Annotated in this window: 11 protein-coding genes; 10 read left to right on the forward strand and 1 reads right to left on the reverse strand. The window is 44.2% G+C overall.

Going from position 1 to position 15,460, the window contains the following annotated elements; all coding sequences use genetic code 11:
• Nucleotides 1–257 precede the first annotated feature (257 nt).
• The 10 genes from recQ (at nucleotide 258) to AABM38_RS01955 (ending at nucleotide 14,011) form a co-directional block, all read left to right on the forward strand.
• Nucleotides 258–2,390: a DNA helicase RecQ gene (gene recQ, locus AABM38_RS01910; RefSeq protein ID WP_423408870.1), complete on the forward strand. Its 2,133-nt coding sequence runs from the start codon at nucleotides 258–260 to the stop codon at nucleotides 2,388–2,390.
• 141 nt (nucleotides 2,391–2,531) lie between these two features.
• Nucleotides 2,532–3,011, forward strand: coding sequence for a hypothetical protein (locus AABM38_RS01915; RefSeq protein ID WP_423408871.1), 480 nt, complete (start codon nucleotides 2,532–2,534; stop codon nucleotides 3,009–3,011).
• 187 nt (nucleotides 3,012–3,198) lie between these two features.
• Nucleotides 3,199–3,621, forward strand: a complete 423-nt coding sequence (locus tag AABM38_RS01920; RefSeq protein WP_423408872.1) for a hypothetical protein — start codon at nucleotides 3,199–3,201, stop codon at nucleotides 3,619–3,621.
• 168 nt (nucleotides 3,622–3,789) lie between these two features.
• Entirely contained in the window at nucleotides 3,790–5,142 is a 1,353-nt protein-coding gene (locus AABM38_RS01925; protein ID WP_423408873.1) for a TrkH family potassium uptake protein, read from the forward strand.
• A 154-nt stretch (nucleotides 5,143–5,296) separates the two neighbouring features.
• Entirely contained in the window at nucleotides 5,297–5,761 is a 465-nt protein-coding gene (locus tag AABM38_RS01930) for a BsuPI-related putative proteinase inhibitor (RefSeq protein ID WP_423408874.1), read from the forward strand.
• Nucleotides 5,762–5,951: 190 nt separating this feature from the next.
• Entirely contained in the window at nucleotides 5,952–6,296 is a 345-nt protein-coding gene (locus AABM38_RS01935) for a DUF3221 domain-containing protein (protein WP_423408875.1), read from the forward strand.
• Nucleotides 6,297–6,365: 69 nt separating this feature from the next.
• Nucleotides 6,366–7,736: a 23S rRNA (uracil(1939)-C(5))-methyltransferase RlmD gene (gene rlmD, locus AABM38_RS01940; RefSeq protein WP_423408876.1), complete on the forward strand. Its 1,371-nt coding sequence runs from the start codon at nucleotides 6,366–6,368 to the stop codon at nucleotides 7,734–7,736.
• A gap of 189 nt (nucleotides 7,737–7,925) precedes the next feature.
• Entirely contained in the window at nucleotides 7,926–11,708 is a 3,783-nt protein-coding gene (locus AABM38_RS01945) for an AAA domain-containing protein (protein ID WP_423408877.1), read from the forward strand.
• Nucleotides 11,701–12,462 (forward strand): hypothetical protein, encoded by a 762-nt coding sequence (locus AABM38_RS01950; RefSeq protein WP_423408878.1) that lies wholly within the window; start codon nucleotides 11,701–11,703, stop codon nucleotides 12,460–12,462. The genes AABM38_RS01945 and AABM38_RS01950 overlap by 8 nt, the downstream gene beginning before the upstream one ends.
• Before the next feature lie 565 nt (nucleotides 12,463–13,027).
• On the forward strand, nucleotides 13,028–14,011 hold the full coding sequence (locus tag AABM38_RS01955) for a tRNA dihydrouridine synthase (RefSeq protein ID WP_423408879.1): 984 nt from the start codon (nucleotides 13,028–13,030) through the stop codon (nucleotides 14,009–14,011).
• A gap of 220 nt (nucleotides 14,012–14,231) precedes the next feature.
• On the opposite strand, the gene AABM38_RS01960 is transcribed toward AABM38_RS01955, so the two are convergent.
• Nucleotides 14,232–15,407 carry a hypothetical protein gene (locus tag AABM38_RS01960; protein ID WP_423408880.1) on the reverse strand — a complete coding sequence of 392 codons (1,176 nt, stop codon included), beginning with the start codon at nucleotides 15,405–15,407 and terminating at the stop codon, nucleotides 14,232–14,234.
• Nucleotides 15,408–15,460: the final 53 nt, after the last annotated feature.

The raw sequence follows: 15,460 nt of genomic DNA on the forward strand, positions 1-15,460 counted from the left end.
AAGAGTTCACCGGATTCTATCATCCTATGGTGTGCTGAAATGTATTTTATAAGAAGCGGAGGAAACGTCCCTGTGCTTCGGCGAGGAAGCAGGGGAAACGTCCCCTTGCTTCCAGAAGAAGCGTCCCCTTGCTTCCAGAAGAAGCGTCCCTTTGCTTCTTCTTTTTTCATTGGGTTGAATCAGCGAATCTGTTACAATATGATTGTTACTCCTCTTAAATCCCCTCAAAATTTTACCTTGAAAGGAGCCCGCCTATCATGCTTCAAAAAGCCCGTGAGTTATTGCAAAATCATTTTGGATATTCTTCGTTTCGCCATGGTCAGGAACAGGCCATCAGTTCCGTGCTCGAAGGAAAGAACACGGTTTGTGTCATGCCGACTGGCGGCGGTAAGTCCATTGTTTATCAAATCCCTGCTCTTGTTCTGCCGGGTACGACTATTGTTATTTCTCCGCTCATCTCTTTAATGAAGGACCAGGTCGACACGCTGATCCAGCATGGCATTCCTGCGACCTATATCAACAGTTCGCTGACAGCCGGGGAAGCGGCTGCCCGCATGGATGATGCGCGCCGGGGAAAGTACAAGCTGTTGTATATTGCACCTGAACGTCTTGGTTCGTGGGAGTTTATGGACGATCTTCAGGACATGGACATCCCGCTGATCGCAGTCGACGAAGCGCACTGTATTTCCCAGTGGGGCCATGATTTCCGGCCGAGCTATCTGCACATCTCAAGTCTTGCTGACCGTCTGCCAAAGCAGCCAATCGTGCTCGCCTTAACGGCAACGGCTACACCAAAGGTTAGGGAGGACATCTGTGCCTCGCTAAAAATAAACCGTGAGAACACCGTCATTACAGGGTTTGAACGGACAAACTTAAGCTTCTCGGTCATTAAAGGCCAGGACCGGCAATCGTTTATGAAGGAATTTGTGAAAAAGAATGAAAAGGAAGCTGGCATTATCTATACGGCAACAAGAAAGAATGTCGACCAGCTTTACGAGTGGCTGAAAAAGGAAGGAATCAATGCGGCCCGTTATCATGCCGGGATGAACGATGAGGACCGGAACAGCGAGCAGGAGCGATTTTTACAGGATGAAGCAACGGTCATGGTCGCGACCTCGGCATTTGGAATGGGGATCGATAAAAGTAATATCCGCTATGTCATCCATTTCCAGCTGCCAAAGAATATGGAGAGTTATTATCAGGAGGCAGGCCGTGCAGGGCGTGACGGGCTGGACAGCGAATGTATCGTGCTGTATTCGTCGCAGGATGTACAGGTTCAGCGCTTCCTGATCGATCAATCTGCTGACAGGGAACGGATGGCCCCTGAGCTTGAAAAGCTGCAGCAGATGGTCGGCTACTGCCATACCGAGGAATGCCTGCAGTCTTACATTCTCCATTATTTTGGCGAAACCGAAACGACGCCATGCGGCCGCTGTGGCAACTGTACCGATGCCCGCGAAACGCAGGATGTCACGAAGGATGCGCAGATGGTGCTGTCGTGCATCATCAGGATGGGCCAGAAATACGGGAAAGCGATGACGGCCAATGTCCTGACTGGTTCCAAAAACAAAAAAGTCATCGAATTCCGTCTCGATAAATTGCCGACATATGGCTTGATGAAGGATCGGAACGCCAAGCAGGTGAATGACCTGATTGAATTCCTGATTTCCCAGGAGCTGATTGGCGTCGAGCACGGCTCATATCCGACAATCTATGTCCCAGCGAAAGGGAAGGATGTTCTTCTCGGTAAAATTCAAGTTTTCCGCAAAGAAGCAGTCCAGATCAAGCAGGTTTCAAATGATGATCCATTGTTCGAGGAGCTGCGGGCTCTTAGGAAGACGGTGGCGGATAAGGAAAAGGTACCGCCTTTTGTGATTTTCTCCGATTCAGCTTTGAAGGACATGTGCCTGAAGCTGCCGTTAACAGATGCGGAGTTCCTTAAAGTCAGCGGAGTTGGTGAGCACAAGCTGACGAAGTATGGAGCGCCTTTTATCGAGAGAATCATAGAGTTTTGCGAGGAGAACCCGGAGCGGCAGCCCGTGCTGAATGCAGCTGCAGAGCCGCCTAAACCAGCAAGGAAGAAAACCGTCGGTGACTCCCATCTCGGAACGTACAAGCTGCATCAGGAAAAACTGTCTGTGAGCCAGATTGCTTCTCAGCGTGAGCTCGCGGAAAGCACTGTGGAGAACCATCTGATTCAATGCATCCAGCAGGGAATGGAAGTTGATTATTCGCTGCTGATCCCTGCGGACTACATCGGTGATCTTGAAAAAGCAGTTGCAGAAGCAGGACGTGACAAGCTGAAGCCGATTAAAGAACTGCTGCCGGATGAAGTCAGTTATTTTATGATAAAAGCATTCTTATATTTGTCGAAGCAAAAAGTGAAGTAACAAGTAACCAGTAGAGACGGAACTGTTTAGATTCCGTCTTTTTTGTATTTGATAAAAATAAACACTTCCTAAATTTCGGTTTTTTTAATAAAAACTGGTTATTTTAATAAGAGTAGAATTCTTAGGATGGGTGGAGTGTTCATGACGTCAAGGCGGCACTTTTTATTTAATCTAGCGATTACCATGATTCCGTGGTTATCGTTGTTATTTATAGGCAAGCGCAGTATAAAACGTTACAGTTTTGCAGGCATATTTATTGTGATTTTTGAAATCATCAATCATCTGTATGGGCATAAGCGGAAGTGGTGGAAGTTTTATGATAAGCGGAAATCCTTCATAAAGGATGAACTTCCGTTTAGTGTTGGTCCTTACATGCCGCTTTCCATGTGGCTGCTGAAATTTTCGTACGGAAACTTTAAAAAGTTTGTGTTGCTTAATGTTATCGCTGATGGTCTTTTCGCGTTTCTGTTCATTGATGTACTGAAAAAGCTAAAAATCATCAGCCTAAACAGATTAAATCATTTTCAATTTTTCCTATACCTGCACTATAAAGCCTACCTGCTATATGGAGTCCAGTATCTAATCGAAAAATATAGATTATCAAGATATAGAGTGTTGTAATGGGGGGCGGTTCTTCTGCTTCCTTTTTCTGCTTTAAGTTAAAGACCATTCTATCCAGAAGGTCTTTTTTATTTTTCAATTAATAAAATGAAGTAGCAGAAAAATAGAATAAAATGGTAATGTGGAGAAAAGAGGTTTGCTTGATAGGAAGTCTATCAAAAGCTAGTTTTTACTAAGGAGGATAGGCATGCACCCGATTACCATTATTGAAATTTTAATAGCTTTAGGAATTGCTGCAGGGTTCCTTGTTCTTGCTTTTATCCTCCCGAAAAAATTCAGGCGGATCGGCATGTATATTGTCCTTGCGGCAGCCCTGGCGGAATTGTCTTTTTTCGCTATCAGGCCAATCTGGATCGACTATCATCTGGGAATCAAGATTGAGCAGCTAAATGAATATCTGGAAGTTCAGTATCCCGGAGAGGAATGGGAAGTCCGCACAAGGACGAGCCGCAGCTATAATCCTTATCATCTGGAAGTGAGCTTTGCGAATGAAAAAGGCTGGGTTTATGCTTATAGAGTGGATGGGGATAAAATAAAACAGGTTTCCGTGGGAGTCCCAGACGAACAATTCTATGAAAGTGGATTGCATTATGAGGGTTTAGGTGATTGATTAAACGTCTGGCTGCCAGTGGAATATGGTGACGGTTCTCCTGTTCCGTTTTTTTAAACCGTTCAGTCATTTGAGAAGGACCTAAACAAACCTGCTGAAGTTTACGCTGCAACGCTTTGTGAAATAATAAAGAAATAATATAAGCCGTTATGATACAAGGAGAACAATATGTCATTTTTTCAGCGAATTAAACGGCCGGGAATCGTAAAATTACACCCAGCCCATATTCTTTTACTCGGATTTCTAGCATTGATTATCATTGGCACCTTGCTATTCATGATTCCTGCGGCAACGAAAGACCGGCATCATTTAAGCTTAATAGATGCGCTGTTTGAGGCCACTTCTGCTGTCTGTGTGACGGGACTGGCAGTCGTTGATACGGGAACGACCTTCACTTTGTTTGGGCAGATTGTCTTGTTAGCTCTTATTCAAGTGGGGGGCTGGGGTTTTATGACCAGCGGGATTTTGATGTTCATTGTCATGGGGAGAAGAATTGGCTACAAACAAAGAATGCTTCTTCAGGAGTCAATGAACGCTTTTTCTTTGCAGGGGATTATCCAGCTGCTTAAGCGCGTGATCGTGATTACGTTAATAGTGGAAGCGATTGGCGCTGTTGCATTATCGATTCGCTGGGCGCAGGAAATGAGTGTTGGAAAGGCTGTTTATTATGGAATTTTCCATTCGATCTCAGCTTTTAACAACGCGGGATTTGGTCTGGAAGCTGATAGTTTAATGAAATGGGTAGGGGACCCTACCGTGAATATCGTCATTACAGGATTATTCATTGTCGGCGGGATTGGATTCTTTGTCATAGCTGATGTTTTTGAAAAGAAAAAAATCACGAAAATCTCTTTGCATACGAAAATAGTTTTAGCGTTCACGTTGTTGCTCAACGTTGGCAGCACGGTTCTTATATTTGCCCTGGAATATCATAACCCGGCAACGTTAGGCAGCCTGAGTACAGGAGACAAATGGTGGGCCGCTTATTTTCAGGGTGTCGTGACTCGGACAGCGGGTTTCAATTCTATTGATATCAGCCAGATGACGTTAAGCTCCCTTGTCTTGATGATGGGCCTAATGTTTATCGGTGCTTCTCCGGGTTCGACGGGCGGCGGAATTAAAGTGACCACCTTTGCGATATTGATTCTAACGCTCTGGGCAGTTGTCACGAATAAGGAAGATATCAATATTTTCAAACGGAGAATACCGAGTTCACTCGTATTCAGGGCTTTATCGATTGCTGTATCAGGAGTTATATTCATTTTTGTTATTTTCTTTTTGCTGACCATAACGGAACCAGGAGCAGAGATGCATCTCATTGCTTTTGAAACCGTATCTGCTTTCGGAACCGTAGGGATGAGTGCCGGGTTAACCGCGGATTTAAGTCCGTGGGGCAAAATCCTGATTACCATCATGATGTTCATCGGCCGCGTTGGACCATTAACCATGGCCTTCGCACTCGCCATTCATTCCAAAAAAGCAAATCTCCGCTACGCCGAAGAAAAGATTCTCATCGGGTGAACATGGGGACGGTTCTCGTGTTCCAGGTTTGACGGTATATGTGGATGCTTCCTGTGAGTGGGATTTTTATTTCCCATCCGTGTAACCTTTTGATCGCACTCTCTGACAAATAGAGTGAAGGATAATTTGATGGATTTATCAGGAGGAGCGGGCGATGAAAAAATTATCGATTATAATATTGCTACTGGGATTTCTGGTTTCGGGATGCGGAACGGAGAACAAGGTTGCAAATGACGAACCAGTTAATGGTACTGGTGGAGGAGGGCATGGGATCGTGGCAGGAGAAGTGGCTGCAAGTTTGACACGGCAAAGTCCATTGGTTTTTCAGTACGAAGTGAAAAACCAGACGGAACAGGAAGTTACCCTGGAATTCACAAGCTCACAGAGATATGATTATTCGGTTAAAAATAAGGACGGCGAAGAAATCTTTCTATTTTCAAGCACAGCCGCTTTCTTACAGGCTTTGGGTGAAGTAAAGATCAAACAGGGAGAAACTTTGAGCTATGTCATTGATCTGAAAAGACTTTCCCTCGAAAAAGGAGACTATACACTGACAGTCTGGATGACACCAACAGGAGGACCAAAATACAAAGCCGAACAGGAATTTTCCGTAGAATAAGGGAAGCAAGGGGACGTTTCTCCTGCTTCTTTTTTTGGGGTCGGGGACGGATCTCCGGCTACTTTTTTAGTGGCGTTTTTAGAAGCAGGGGGACGGATCTTCTGCTTCTTTTTATATGGGCATTTTTAGGCTAGAGGGACGGTAACTTTTTTAACAAGGAATCGTCGAATTGGAAAAGGGGGAAATAGAGATGAAAGCGATGCAGTTCTTTTTTCTGCTGGTGGTAGCGATTTCGGTCATCGTGATTGGCTGTACAGGTAAGCTGGAGAATTCTGATTCAAAAGAGGGGTTTATTTTAGAGAAAAAAGAGGGGCGGATTCTGATTGTACAGGAGATCAGTCAGGACACGTATAACGATATCAAAGATGCTTCGAGCGAGGCACTGATCGACCAGGGGGGTCTGAAACTCATCTGGCTCATTTATGACAAAGTAGATCAGTTTCAAAAAGGCAACCATGTGATGTTCTGGACAGAGGGGCCTGTAGCGGAGAGTTACCCTGAACAGGGCCGGGCCAAGAAAGTGGAAGCCAAATAAGCTTTTCGCAATCCGCCCTTCATTATGATAAAATCTGACTTAGCTAATTCACAGCAAAGGACGGAAAACATGAGCAAAACTATACCGGTTAAAAAGAACGATTTTATAGATGTAGTGTTTGAGGATTTGACGCATGACGGCGCGGGTGTGGCCAAGGTTGAGGGCTACCCGATTTTTGTGCCAGGGGGCCTTCCTGGCGAAAAAGCGAAGGTAAAGGTGATCAAGGCAAACAAAGGATACGGCTTTGGGCGCTTGATGGAGATTATGGAAAAAAGTTCATTCCGGGTCGACTGCCCGGCAGAGGATGCCCACAAATACGGCGGCTGCCAGCTGCAGCATATCAGCTATGAGGGGCAGCTGAAGTATAAGGAAAATCAGGTGAAGCAGGTGCTGACGCGCATCGGCAAGCTTGAGGATGTAAGAGTGCATCCGATTTTGGGGATGGAGAATCCATGGCATTACCGGAACAAGGCCCAGGTGCCGGTTGGCGAGCAGGACGGCAGGCTAATTGCAGGCTTTTTCAAGCCGCGCAGCCATGAAATCGTTGATACGAACGAGAGTCTTTTGCATTTGCATGAAATAAATGAAGCCGTTCAGGCGGTAAAAGAGATCGCCAGTGAGCTCGGAATCCAGGCGTATAATGAGGAGTCGCACAAAGGAGTGCTTCGCCACATCATGGCCCGCTACGGCAGGCAGACCGGCGAGCTGATGGTAGTCGTTGTGACGAGAACGAATGAGATTCCTCATAAGAACAAGCTGGTTGAGGAAATCATTGCTCGTCTGCCTAAGGTTAAATCGATTGTTCATAACGTGAATTCGAAGAAAACGAATGTAATCATAGGTGATAAAACAGGGGTCCTCTGGGGGAGCGAAGTTATTTATGATTTTATCGGTGACATTAAGTTCGCGATTTCAGCCCGTTCATTCTATCAAGTAAACCCTGAGCAGACGAAGGTGCTTTACGACAAAGCTTTGGAATACGCAGAGCTGACTGGCGAAGAATCCGTCATCGACGCGTACTGCGGCATCGGCACGATCTCGTTATTTTTAGCGCAAAAAGCAAAGAAGGTATTCGGAGTGGAAATCGTTCCCGAGGCAATTGAAGATGCAAAGAGAAATGCTGAGCTGAATGAGATTACCAATGCAGAATTTGCAGTTGGTGAAGCGGAAAAAGTTATTCCTGCCTGGTATTCTGCAGGCAACAGTGCCGACGTGTTAGTCGTCGATCCGCCACGTAAAGGCTGTGACGAAGCACTGATGCAGACCATTATTGATATGAAACCGAAGAAGGTTGTGTATGTGTCTTGTAATCCAGCTACTCTGGCGAGGGATTTGCGGATCCTTGAGGATGGCGGGTATAAGACGGTTGAGGTGCAGCCGGTTGATATGTTTCCGCAGACTACGCATGTTGAGTGTGTGGCGAAGATGGAATTACTTTAAGCGAAAGAGCCTTATCCCTTTGACGGATAAGGTTCTTTTTATCCAAATCCCCCCACCAAAAATTGGACAATAAACCTGAACTTCCACCCCTAAACATTATGCTATAATAACCTAATTAAAAAACTGTATATACTTATAGATTAATTAACTATTTCAAAACTTTTTTTGTTAAAAAAAGCAGGTGGATATATGAAAAGTTCTCAAAAAATGGCATATCGTTGTCCGATCGTTTTGACCAATAAGGCAAAGAGTAAAATGCGAGAGGCTGGGTTGGATGAGCGATCGTTTTTTTTATTGGAGAAATCGTTTTATGTTTATATAGAAAAGTATCCGCAATCGGCAGATGGTCTTGTTTCGGCTGCCTTGTTTTTTGACATTGAAAGAAATGAAAGACTGGCAGAGGCATATGGTAGGTTTGTTGTTGTTTTACACTGTTTGGTAAAAGAGGATGGATTTGTTGCGACAAATGTAACGACGAGACCGGCACATATCCCCTTGCCGTCTAATTGGCGCCTTCCGGCAGAACTCGCTTTTGACTTAAATGTTCATGGTAGTGGACCTTTACCGTTTGGGTTACTGAACTTAATTCACAACATGCCGGTTGCCCAGGAAAGTTCTATGTATGTGAAAAAGCGTATTGCGAGTTGGGAAGGCTACCTGAAAATTCAGGAGCAGTCCGCAGATATTCCTGATATAACATCCCGCTATTCTACGCTTTTATTCAATGATGACTTCAGTACGGTAAAAATAACAGGCTGTGAGCTGAATGAAAAGGATTGGAAGTCGCTCAAGGATATGAGCGTCAAGCTAAAAGGAATGGACCAGGAGATCGGCAAAGTTCTAAAAACGAATCGTTCGGCTTCCACGGTTGAAGTGGAACTACACAGTTATATGGAAGCTCAGGCCCGCAGGCAGCGGCTTGATGTACCTTCTAAGGAAGTCATCTTTAGCAATTTTGCAACCTTGAGCCAGTTGAAAAGACTTCGGCAAGGGTTTAAGCAATTAGAAAACGGTTTGGCTGCGAATCCTGAACTGGAACGTCTTTTATTTGAAAATAAGCCGCCGGTCAAAGAGGTCAAAGCTCAGGCAAAGCTGCAGTTTCACAATCGATTGAACGAGTTCCAGCAGGCAGCTGTCACAGGCGCTATGTCTGCTGAAGACTTATACGTCATCCAAGGGCCTCCAGGAACAGGAAAAACAACCGTTATTTCTGAAATCTGTCTGCAAAATGCGAAGGCGGGGCTGCGAACGCTAGTTGCGTCGCAGTCGAATTTAGCGGTCGACAATGCCCTCGGCCGATTGCTGGCAACCAAGGAGATCCGAATCCTCAGAGTGGGGCGGATGGAAAGCATAGAAGAAGAGGGCAAGAAGTTCATCGAGGAGAATATCGGACAGTATTGGAAAGACCATACGCTGCAAGAAGTCTCCAGCCAAATCGAAACTCGAAACCAGCGGGAAACAGAAATAGAAACGGAATGGACGGCGAATGAACAGGCACAAGAGAGCCTCCAGCAACAGCTTGCGCAATTGGAAGCGAATCTTGAAGCAAAGAAGAAAGCACAGCAGCAGTATAATGAAGTTCAGTCGGTAATTGAAAAGCATAAAAAGAACATTCATGATGTTGAACAGGAGGGGCAAGTAGTTCAGCTGCTTTTACAGAAAACCGAACAATCTCTACGTTTGTTAAATGAAACCATTGATCAAGACGAAACTTTTCTGGTCGAAGAGCCAGATCCTGACTTTATCCAAAAAGAGTTGGAAGCCAACCAAGAAGAGATTGTACGGCTGAAAGACAGTGTAGCCCTTCAGGTGCTAGAAGACGAAATGAATGAACTAAAACAAACGATAGACAAGGCTTCTGCTGAATGTGAGACATGGAAAGATGCCATGAAGCAGAAGGAAGCTATAACAGAAAGAATAACTGCCGCCAAAAAATTCAACAGTTTAAAGTGGATCATTCTGGAACAAAATCTGACCCGCTCTCCTCTAGTGCAGTCATTCATCGCAAAGCTCGATCATCTTAGCGAAAGACTCAATCAGCTGTGTAAGTTAAAGGAATATAATGAAAAATTAAATCCGGCGATTTCCTATCTTGAGCAGCTTTTGAGGGAGGAGAAGTACCAAAAACAATTTAAAAACATGCCTCCAGTTGTTACGACTGCTCTCGAAATTGACCAATTTCTAGAGAAACTGAGAAGTGAGTTAAAAGAAAAGTCAACCATTCATCATAACAGGCTTGAAACCTTTCTTAAGGGCCTATATGGCCGGAGACATTTTATATGGCAAAAAGCGGACCAGCTAAAACTGAATAATACAGATAAAAAAATGGCACAAGAAGCACTTCTGCATTTGAAACAGGAGCTGATTCGCCAGCTTCAGCCTGAACTCGATGAATACAAGATGATGCAACAAAAGTATCGGAGAGAGATGAACGAACAGACTGCCAAGCTTACTTTTCTGGAAAACAAGTACGCACAAAACAGGGTCTCAGCAGTATTTATTCCAAATGCAAAAGAATTGCTTCATGAAAAAGAAGCCAAGACGTTTGAACTGCAAACCAAGAAAGAGCAATATGGACAAGCAAAGCTACGGGTTGAAATGAATCGCCAGAAACGGGAACAAGAATCTCTCCAGCTGCAGCAAGCAAAGCAGAAACAAACCGAAATCGAAGTCCGTCTAGAAAAGTTCTCCTGCATAATTAAAGAAAAAGAAGCTGAACAAACGCCACTACTTGAAATCATTTCTTTAGAACCCGAAAAGGAGCATGAAGAGGTATTAAAGAAGCTGGCGAGCGTTTCTTTTACCCGAGAGTCGTTGAAACAGGAAAAGCAGAGACTACCGCTGTTCCAGGAAGTTCAGGGAATGTGGCAGTCCTTGCTAGAAGAAGCAAATGACCATGACCTGAATGAAATCCGCAAGCTTTATGTGAAGCATGCAAATGTAATTGGAACAACATGTGTGGCCTCCGCCCGCAAAGATTTCATTGAAAACTACCCGATGTTTGACGTTGTCATAATTGATGAAGTATCAAAAGCAACCCCGCCGGAGCTCCTTTTGCCGATGCTGAAAGGAAAAAAAATCATTCTGGTCGGCGACCATCATCAACTGCCGCCTCTTTTGGGTAACGATACACTGGAGGAAACGCTGCAGGAAATGGCGGATGAAAGTGAAGACTTTGAAGGAAAAGCGGAACTTAAAAAGCTTTTAAATGAGTCGCTTTTTGAGCGATTGTTTAAAAACTTGCCGAAAAACAATAAAACGATGCTTGCTATTCAATATCGGATGCATGAAAACATTATGGAAACGATAACGCCATTTTATCTGCAAGAAAACGAACAGCTCCAATGTGGCTTAATCGACTCCGATCTGGATCGGGACCACAAGCTGGAATCAATGCACATCAAGCGAAACAATCATTTCCTTTGGCTCGATATGCCGAACGAGCCTTTATTTTTCGAAGAAAGAATGAAAGGCGGAAAAAGCCTGTACAATCCGGCTGAATTGAAAAGGATTGGCGAATTGCTGAAGGAATTGGATGATGCAAGTGCTGAGGCAAAGAGAGCTGGAAGAATGGAAACCAATGAGAAAAAAAGCATTGGAGTCATCAGTTTTTACGGAGAACAAGTGAAAAGGATCGACCGTATGCTTCAACAGGAGTTGCATTTGTCCCACTTAACGATCCGCACGGGGACAGTGGATAGATTCCAGGGCATGGAGATGGATGTGATTCTGTTAAGTATGGTGCGTAATCACGATAATAAGCAGGATGATATCGGTTTTGCCAAAGACTATCGCAGGCTGAATGTGGCTTTGTCGAGGGCAAGAGAGCTGCTTGTGATGGTTGGCAGCACGAAGATGTTCACTGAGCGGACGAAGCATAGGGATGCCAGAAAAATGTATACTCACGTTTTTGAAACTGTCAAAAAGCACAATGGATTGCAGACCCTTGAAGAGGTGGGTATGAATGGATAAATTAAAAAAGCAGCTACATGCGAATTTACTTAAAAATCCAGCTGTCCAAATCAAGAAAGCGGTTATCTGGCAATTCCCGGTGACCATTTATACAGTGGCATTTAATCGTGTAAAACGGTCTAAAATGGACATTCTCATGAAAATGATGTTGCTCACTATTGAAAAGGCCCAAATCCATCGGGCAGCCAATTTATCTCAACTGTTGCTGGTCGAGGAGCTGTTCATTGAAGATTTACTGAAGAAAATGCAGCGCACGGGTTTGATCACACTGGAAAAAGGAAGCTACAGGCTGACATCGAGAGGGCACGGGCAGTTGAAAACAGGGATTATGGAAGAGGAGTTGGCAGAAGAGTCGGCAGTGCTTTCATACAGCCCGATTCACGATGAGGTTTGGCCAGAGATGACCGAGCCTTTGCCTGAAACTGACGAAGAACTGCCGCTTTACCGGTATGGAAATTATGAGAACTTCTTAGAGAAGGACCGTATTCTGCAAGTTCTCGCAGAGAGCCGAAATGGTGAGGAGGAAGACGGCTTCCAAACAGTAGTGGCTGCAGTAAATAGCTTTGACGAACAGAAAGTTGAGCACATCCCATGTCTCGAATTTCAACTCTACAATAAAGAACAAGACAAATTCTATGCACGTGTCTGGAATACCCTGCACCAACGATGGGATGAAACATTGGAAAAGCAGATAGAAGAGAAAGAACGTCTGGTATGGCGGGATGGGGACGTACCTCATGCTTCCTTTTATTAAGAAAATCTTTCAATACTTTTGCTCTGAATATAAGTTCTCAAAAGAAGCAAAGGGTACGTCCTGCTTCTAACCAAAACAGAGTTTTACTTAAGCGGTTATAATGATCAAATTATACTGGATTCCGGATATGTGCTCCATGACATGTTAGGCGTCTAGTCATAGAGCCTTTGTTAATTTGAAAAGTTGAGAGAAAATAAGAATCTTTTCTCTTTACCTTCTTCCAACAAACATATAAAAAGTCCTCATAGAAAATGTAAGTTCACACCACACTGTGAGACAGTTGCACGTATCGTACTGGTGTAATGTAAATAGCAGAGCCTTATCCCTTGGCGGATCAGGCTCTTTTAGTGTCACGATTTTTCCTTGTTGATAGTAGTACTTCGATTTGCGAATGAAACGCGAGAACCGTCCCCCTGGCTCTAAAGTTAAAATTACCATTCCAATCAGTTTGATAAAAAGTGCTTAAACATGGTATAAGTGTAAAAGGAGCAGGGATATTCTGCTTTTTAATTTTGGGATAAGGGGTTAGCTTGGTATCCCTTAATGAGAGGATTTGAATGGCACGATGAAAGAAAATTTTTGGCGTGATTTACCACGGCCTTTTTTTATACTGGCACCAATGGAAGAAGTGACGGATGTTGTTTTTCGTCATGTAGTAAGTGAGGCAGCAAGACCTGATGTATTTTTTACGGAGTTTACAAACAGTGAGAGTTATTGTCACCCTGAGGGAATCAAAAGTGTGCGGGGGCGTTTGACTTTTACAGAGGATGAACAGCCAATTGTCGCCCATATCTGGGGGGACAGGCCTGAAAACTTCCGGCAAATGAGTATTGGGATGGCGGAACTGGGCTTTAAGGGTTTGGATATCAATATGGGCTGTCCGGTACCCAATGTGGTGCAGAACGGGAAGGGAAGCGGCCTGATCTGCCGTCCGGAAGTGGCAGCAGAATTAATACAAGCTGCAAAAGCGGGCGGTTTGCCTGTAAGTGTAAAGACAAGGCTTGGTTTCTCAGATGTAGACGAATGGAAGTCCTGGCTAAGACACATTTTGGAACAGGACATTGCGAATCTTTCCATCCATCTGCGTACAAGGGATGAAATGAGCAAGGTGCCAGCGCATTGGGAGCTGATCCCGGAGATTAAGAAGCTTCGTGACGAGGTGGCGCCGGATACCCTTTTGACGATTAATGGGGATATACCTGACCGTCAAACTGGATTGAAGCTCGTTGAACAATATGGTGTTGATGGGGTTATGATTGGGCGTGGAATTTTCCATAATCCATTTGCATTTGAAAAAGAGAAGAAAGAACACAGCAGTGAGGAATTGCTTGATCTCTTAAGACTGCATATGGAGCTTCATGATAAGTATGCGCACTTAGAGCTGCGGCCGTTCACGGCTCTTCATCGCTTTTTCAAGATTTATGTTAAGGGATTCCAGGGAGCTGCTGGATTAAGAAATCAATTAATGAACACGAAGACAACAGATGAAGTGCGGGAATTGCTTGAGCAGTTTGCGTCCGAGAATCTGGAGGGAATTGGAGAGCAGTAGGAGTTTCCCCACTTCGAGCTGAAATAGATTGCCTCCAAACAGTTATTTTAATAGTAAGCAGTTAGTTGGCTGGTGTGGAGTCCGGGATACAAACCGTTCTCCACACCGGCCAATTTTTTTATTCTTAAAATCCAACCGTTCTCTTTTCCTTATGTAAAATAATGAATTTCAACTTGGTGACAGCAATAGAGGCACCAAGTTGAGATTCCTTTTACTTAGCCTAACAGGCGGGAAGCCGGAGCGTTCCAGATATGGTATAAATTTGATTTCCACATGGATCTGTACCGGCCAGTTTCACGGAAATAGGCGTATTAACCGTAGTAGTATCAAAGAATCCTGGAGCACATGGATTCTCTTCATCGAGGCAAATGGAACAGATCACATTATCAACGCAAGTGACACCTTGGCAACAGAATGAAGCTGTTGAGCCGTTTTGATTATGTGTTCCCGTCACGGACACATAAAATGGGATGCACCCGACTGCTCTTACGGAATTGATATCAACATCACAGTTCAATGGACTTCCGCATGGAGTAGGGATTTCTACATTTACAAAGCAGGGCTCTACCACACATTGCAGGCAATTAGTTTCAAAACCAACTTGTACAGATGCATTGTCAATCGTAAAGTTTGGCGGGACGACAACAGAGCAGCAGAAATCCACTGTATCATCACATGGTGCACAGCTCGTTTGAATACAGCCCTCAACTACCAGATTATCGATAAAAGCTGCAGAGTCAAAGATACAGTCCGTTGTGTCTGCAACTTGGAAAGATAAAGTAATAACTTGATTTGCGAATGGAGAAAGGTCGAATGAAGCAGTCTGTATTGTTGGATTAATATTGTTAAAACACACATCATTTGGAGTGGGCGGAGCTAATACAACATCTTGTGGTGTAACTGGAAAACCGGGTATTGGTGTACCGTTTACAAGCACATTGAAAAAGTCAAGACGGCTTCTTGGATTCTCCTCGGTCCCGAACTTCCAATCAAAAGTTAAATTACCGGGATTCGATGAAAGTGAAAATTGGAGATTCAACGTTACTGTATCTACACCGCTCGAGTTATAACAGGTGCTGCAGAAATTTGATGCAGGACCCGCAATTTGAGCAGCGTTTCCGTTGCTCAGCACTGCAAACGAAGTACCCTCCGTCGGGAATCCTTGCAGGGGTGACGTGTGCACCGCTCCTTGCTCCGGGTTATTTGCCGTTAACGCAGCATCGAGTAAACATTCTAGGGACTCCGGTGAAAGAATTGCTTCTGCGAGTTCTAATGCTGTTGCCGGCGTTTGCTGAACCGAAATGTATTCCTTCTTTTTCGAATTCACCTTTTCTTCGTGCATTCTTTGCCTTTCTTTTTTAAGTTTTTCCAAATCATTTGGATCCAAAGATAACACACTCCTTATAATTTTTTTATAAAGTCATTCATAAATGGATAGGGAAGTGTAGT

The sequence above is a fragment of the Heyndrickxia sp. MSNUG genome (assembly GCF_049532715.1).
Taxonomy (GTDB): Bacteria; Bacillota; Bacilli; order Bacillales; family Cytobacillaceae; genus Mesobacillus.

Excerpts from the sequence above, each read along its gene's own strand:
- recQ (WP_423408870.1), top strand. The coding sequence starts at position 258 with ATGCTTCAAAAAGCCCGTGAGTTATTGCAAAATCATTTTGGATATTCT.
- AABM38_RS01915 (WP_423408871.1), top strand. The coding sequence starts at position 2,532 with ATGACGTCAAGGCGGCACTTTTTATTTAATCTAGCGATTACCATGATT.
- AABM38_RS01920 (WP_423408872.1), top strand. The coding sequence starts at position 3,199 with ATGCACCCGATTACCATTATTGAAATTTTAATAGCTTTAGGAATTGCT.
- AABM38_RS01925 (WP_423408873.1), top strand. The coding sequence starts at position 3,790 with ATGTCATTTTTTCAGCGAATTAAACGGCCGGGAATCGTAAAATTACAC.
- AABM38_RS01930 (WP_423408874.1), top strand. The coding sequence starts at position 5,297 with ATGAAAAAATTATCGATTATAATATTGCTACTGGGATTTCTGGTTTCG.
- AABM38_RS01935 (WP_423408875.1), top strand. The coding sequence starts at position 5,952 with ATGAAAGCGATGCAGTTCTTTTTTCTGCTGGTGGTAGCGATTTCGGTC.
- rlmD (WP_423408876.1), top strand. The coding sequence starts at position 6,366 with ATGAGCAAAACTATACCGGTTAAAAAGAACGATTTTATAGATGTAGTG.
- AABM38_RS01945 (WP_423408877.1), top strand. The coding sequence starts at position 7,926 with ATGAAAAGTTCTCAAAAAATGGCATATCGTTGTCCGATCGTTTTGACC.
- AABM38_RS01950 (WP_423408878.1), top strand. The coding sequence starts at position 11,701 with ATGGATAAATTAAAAAAGCAGCTACATGCGAATTTACTTAAAAATCCA.
- AABM38_RS01955 (WP_423408879.1), top strand. The coding sequence starts at position 13,028 with ATGAAAGAAAATTTTTGGCGTGATTTACCACGGCCTTTTTTTATACTG.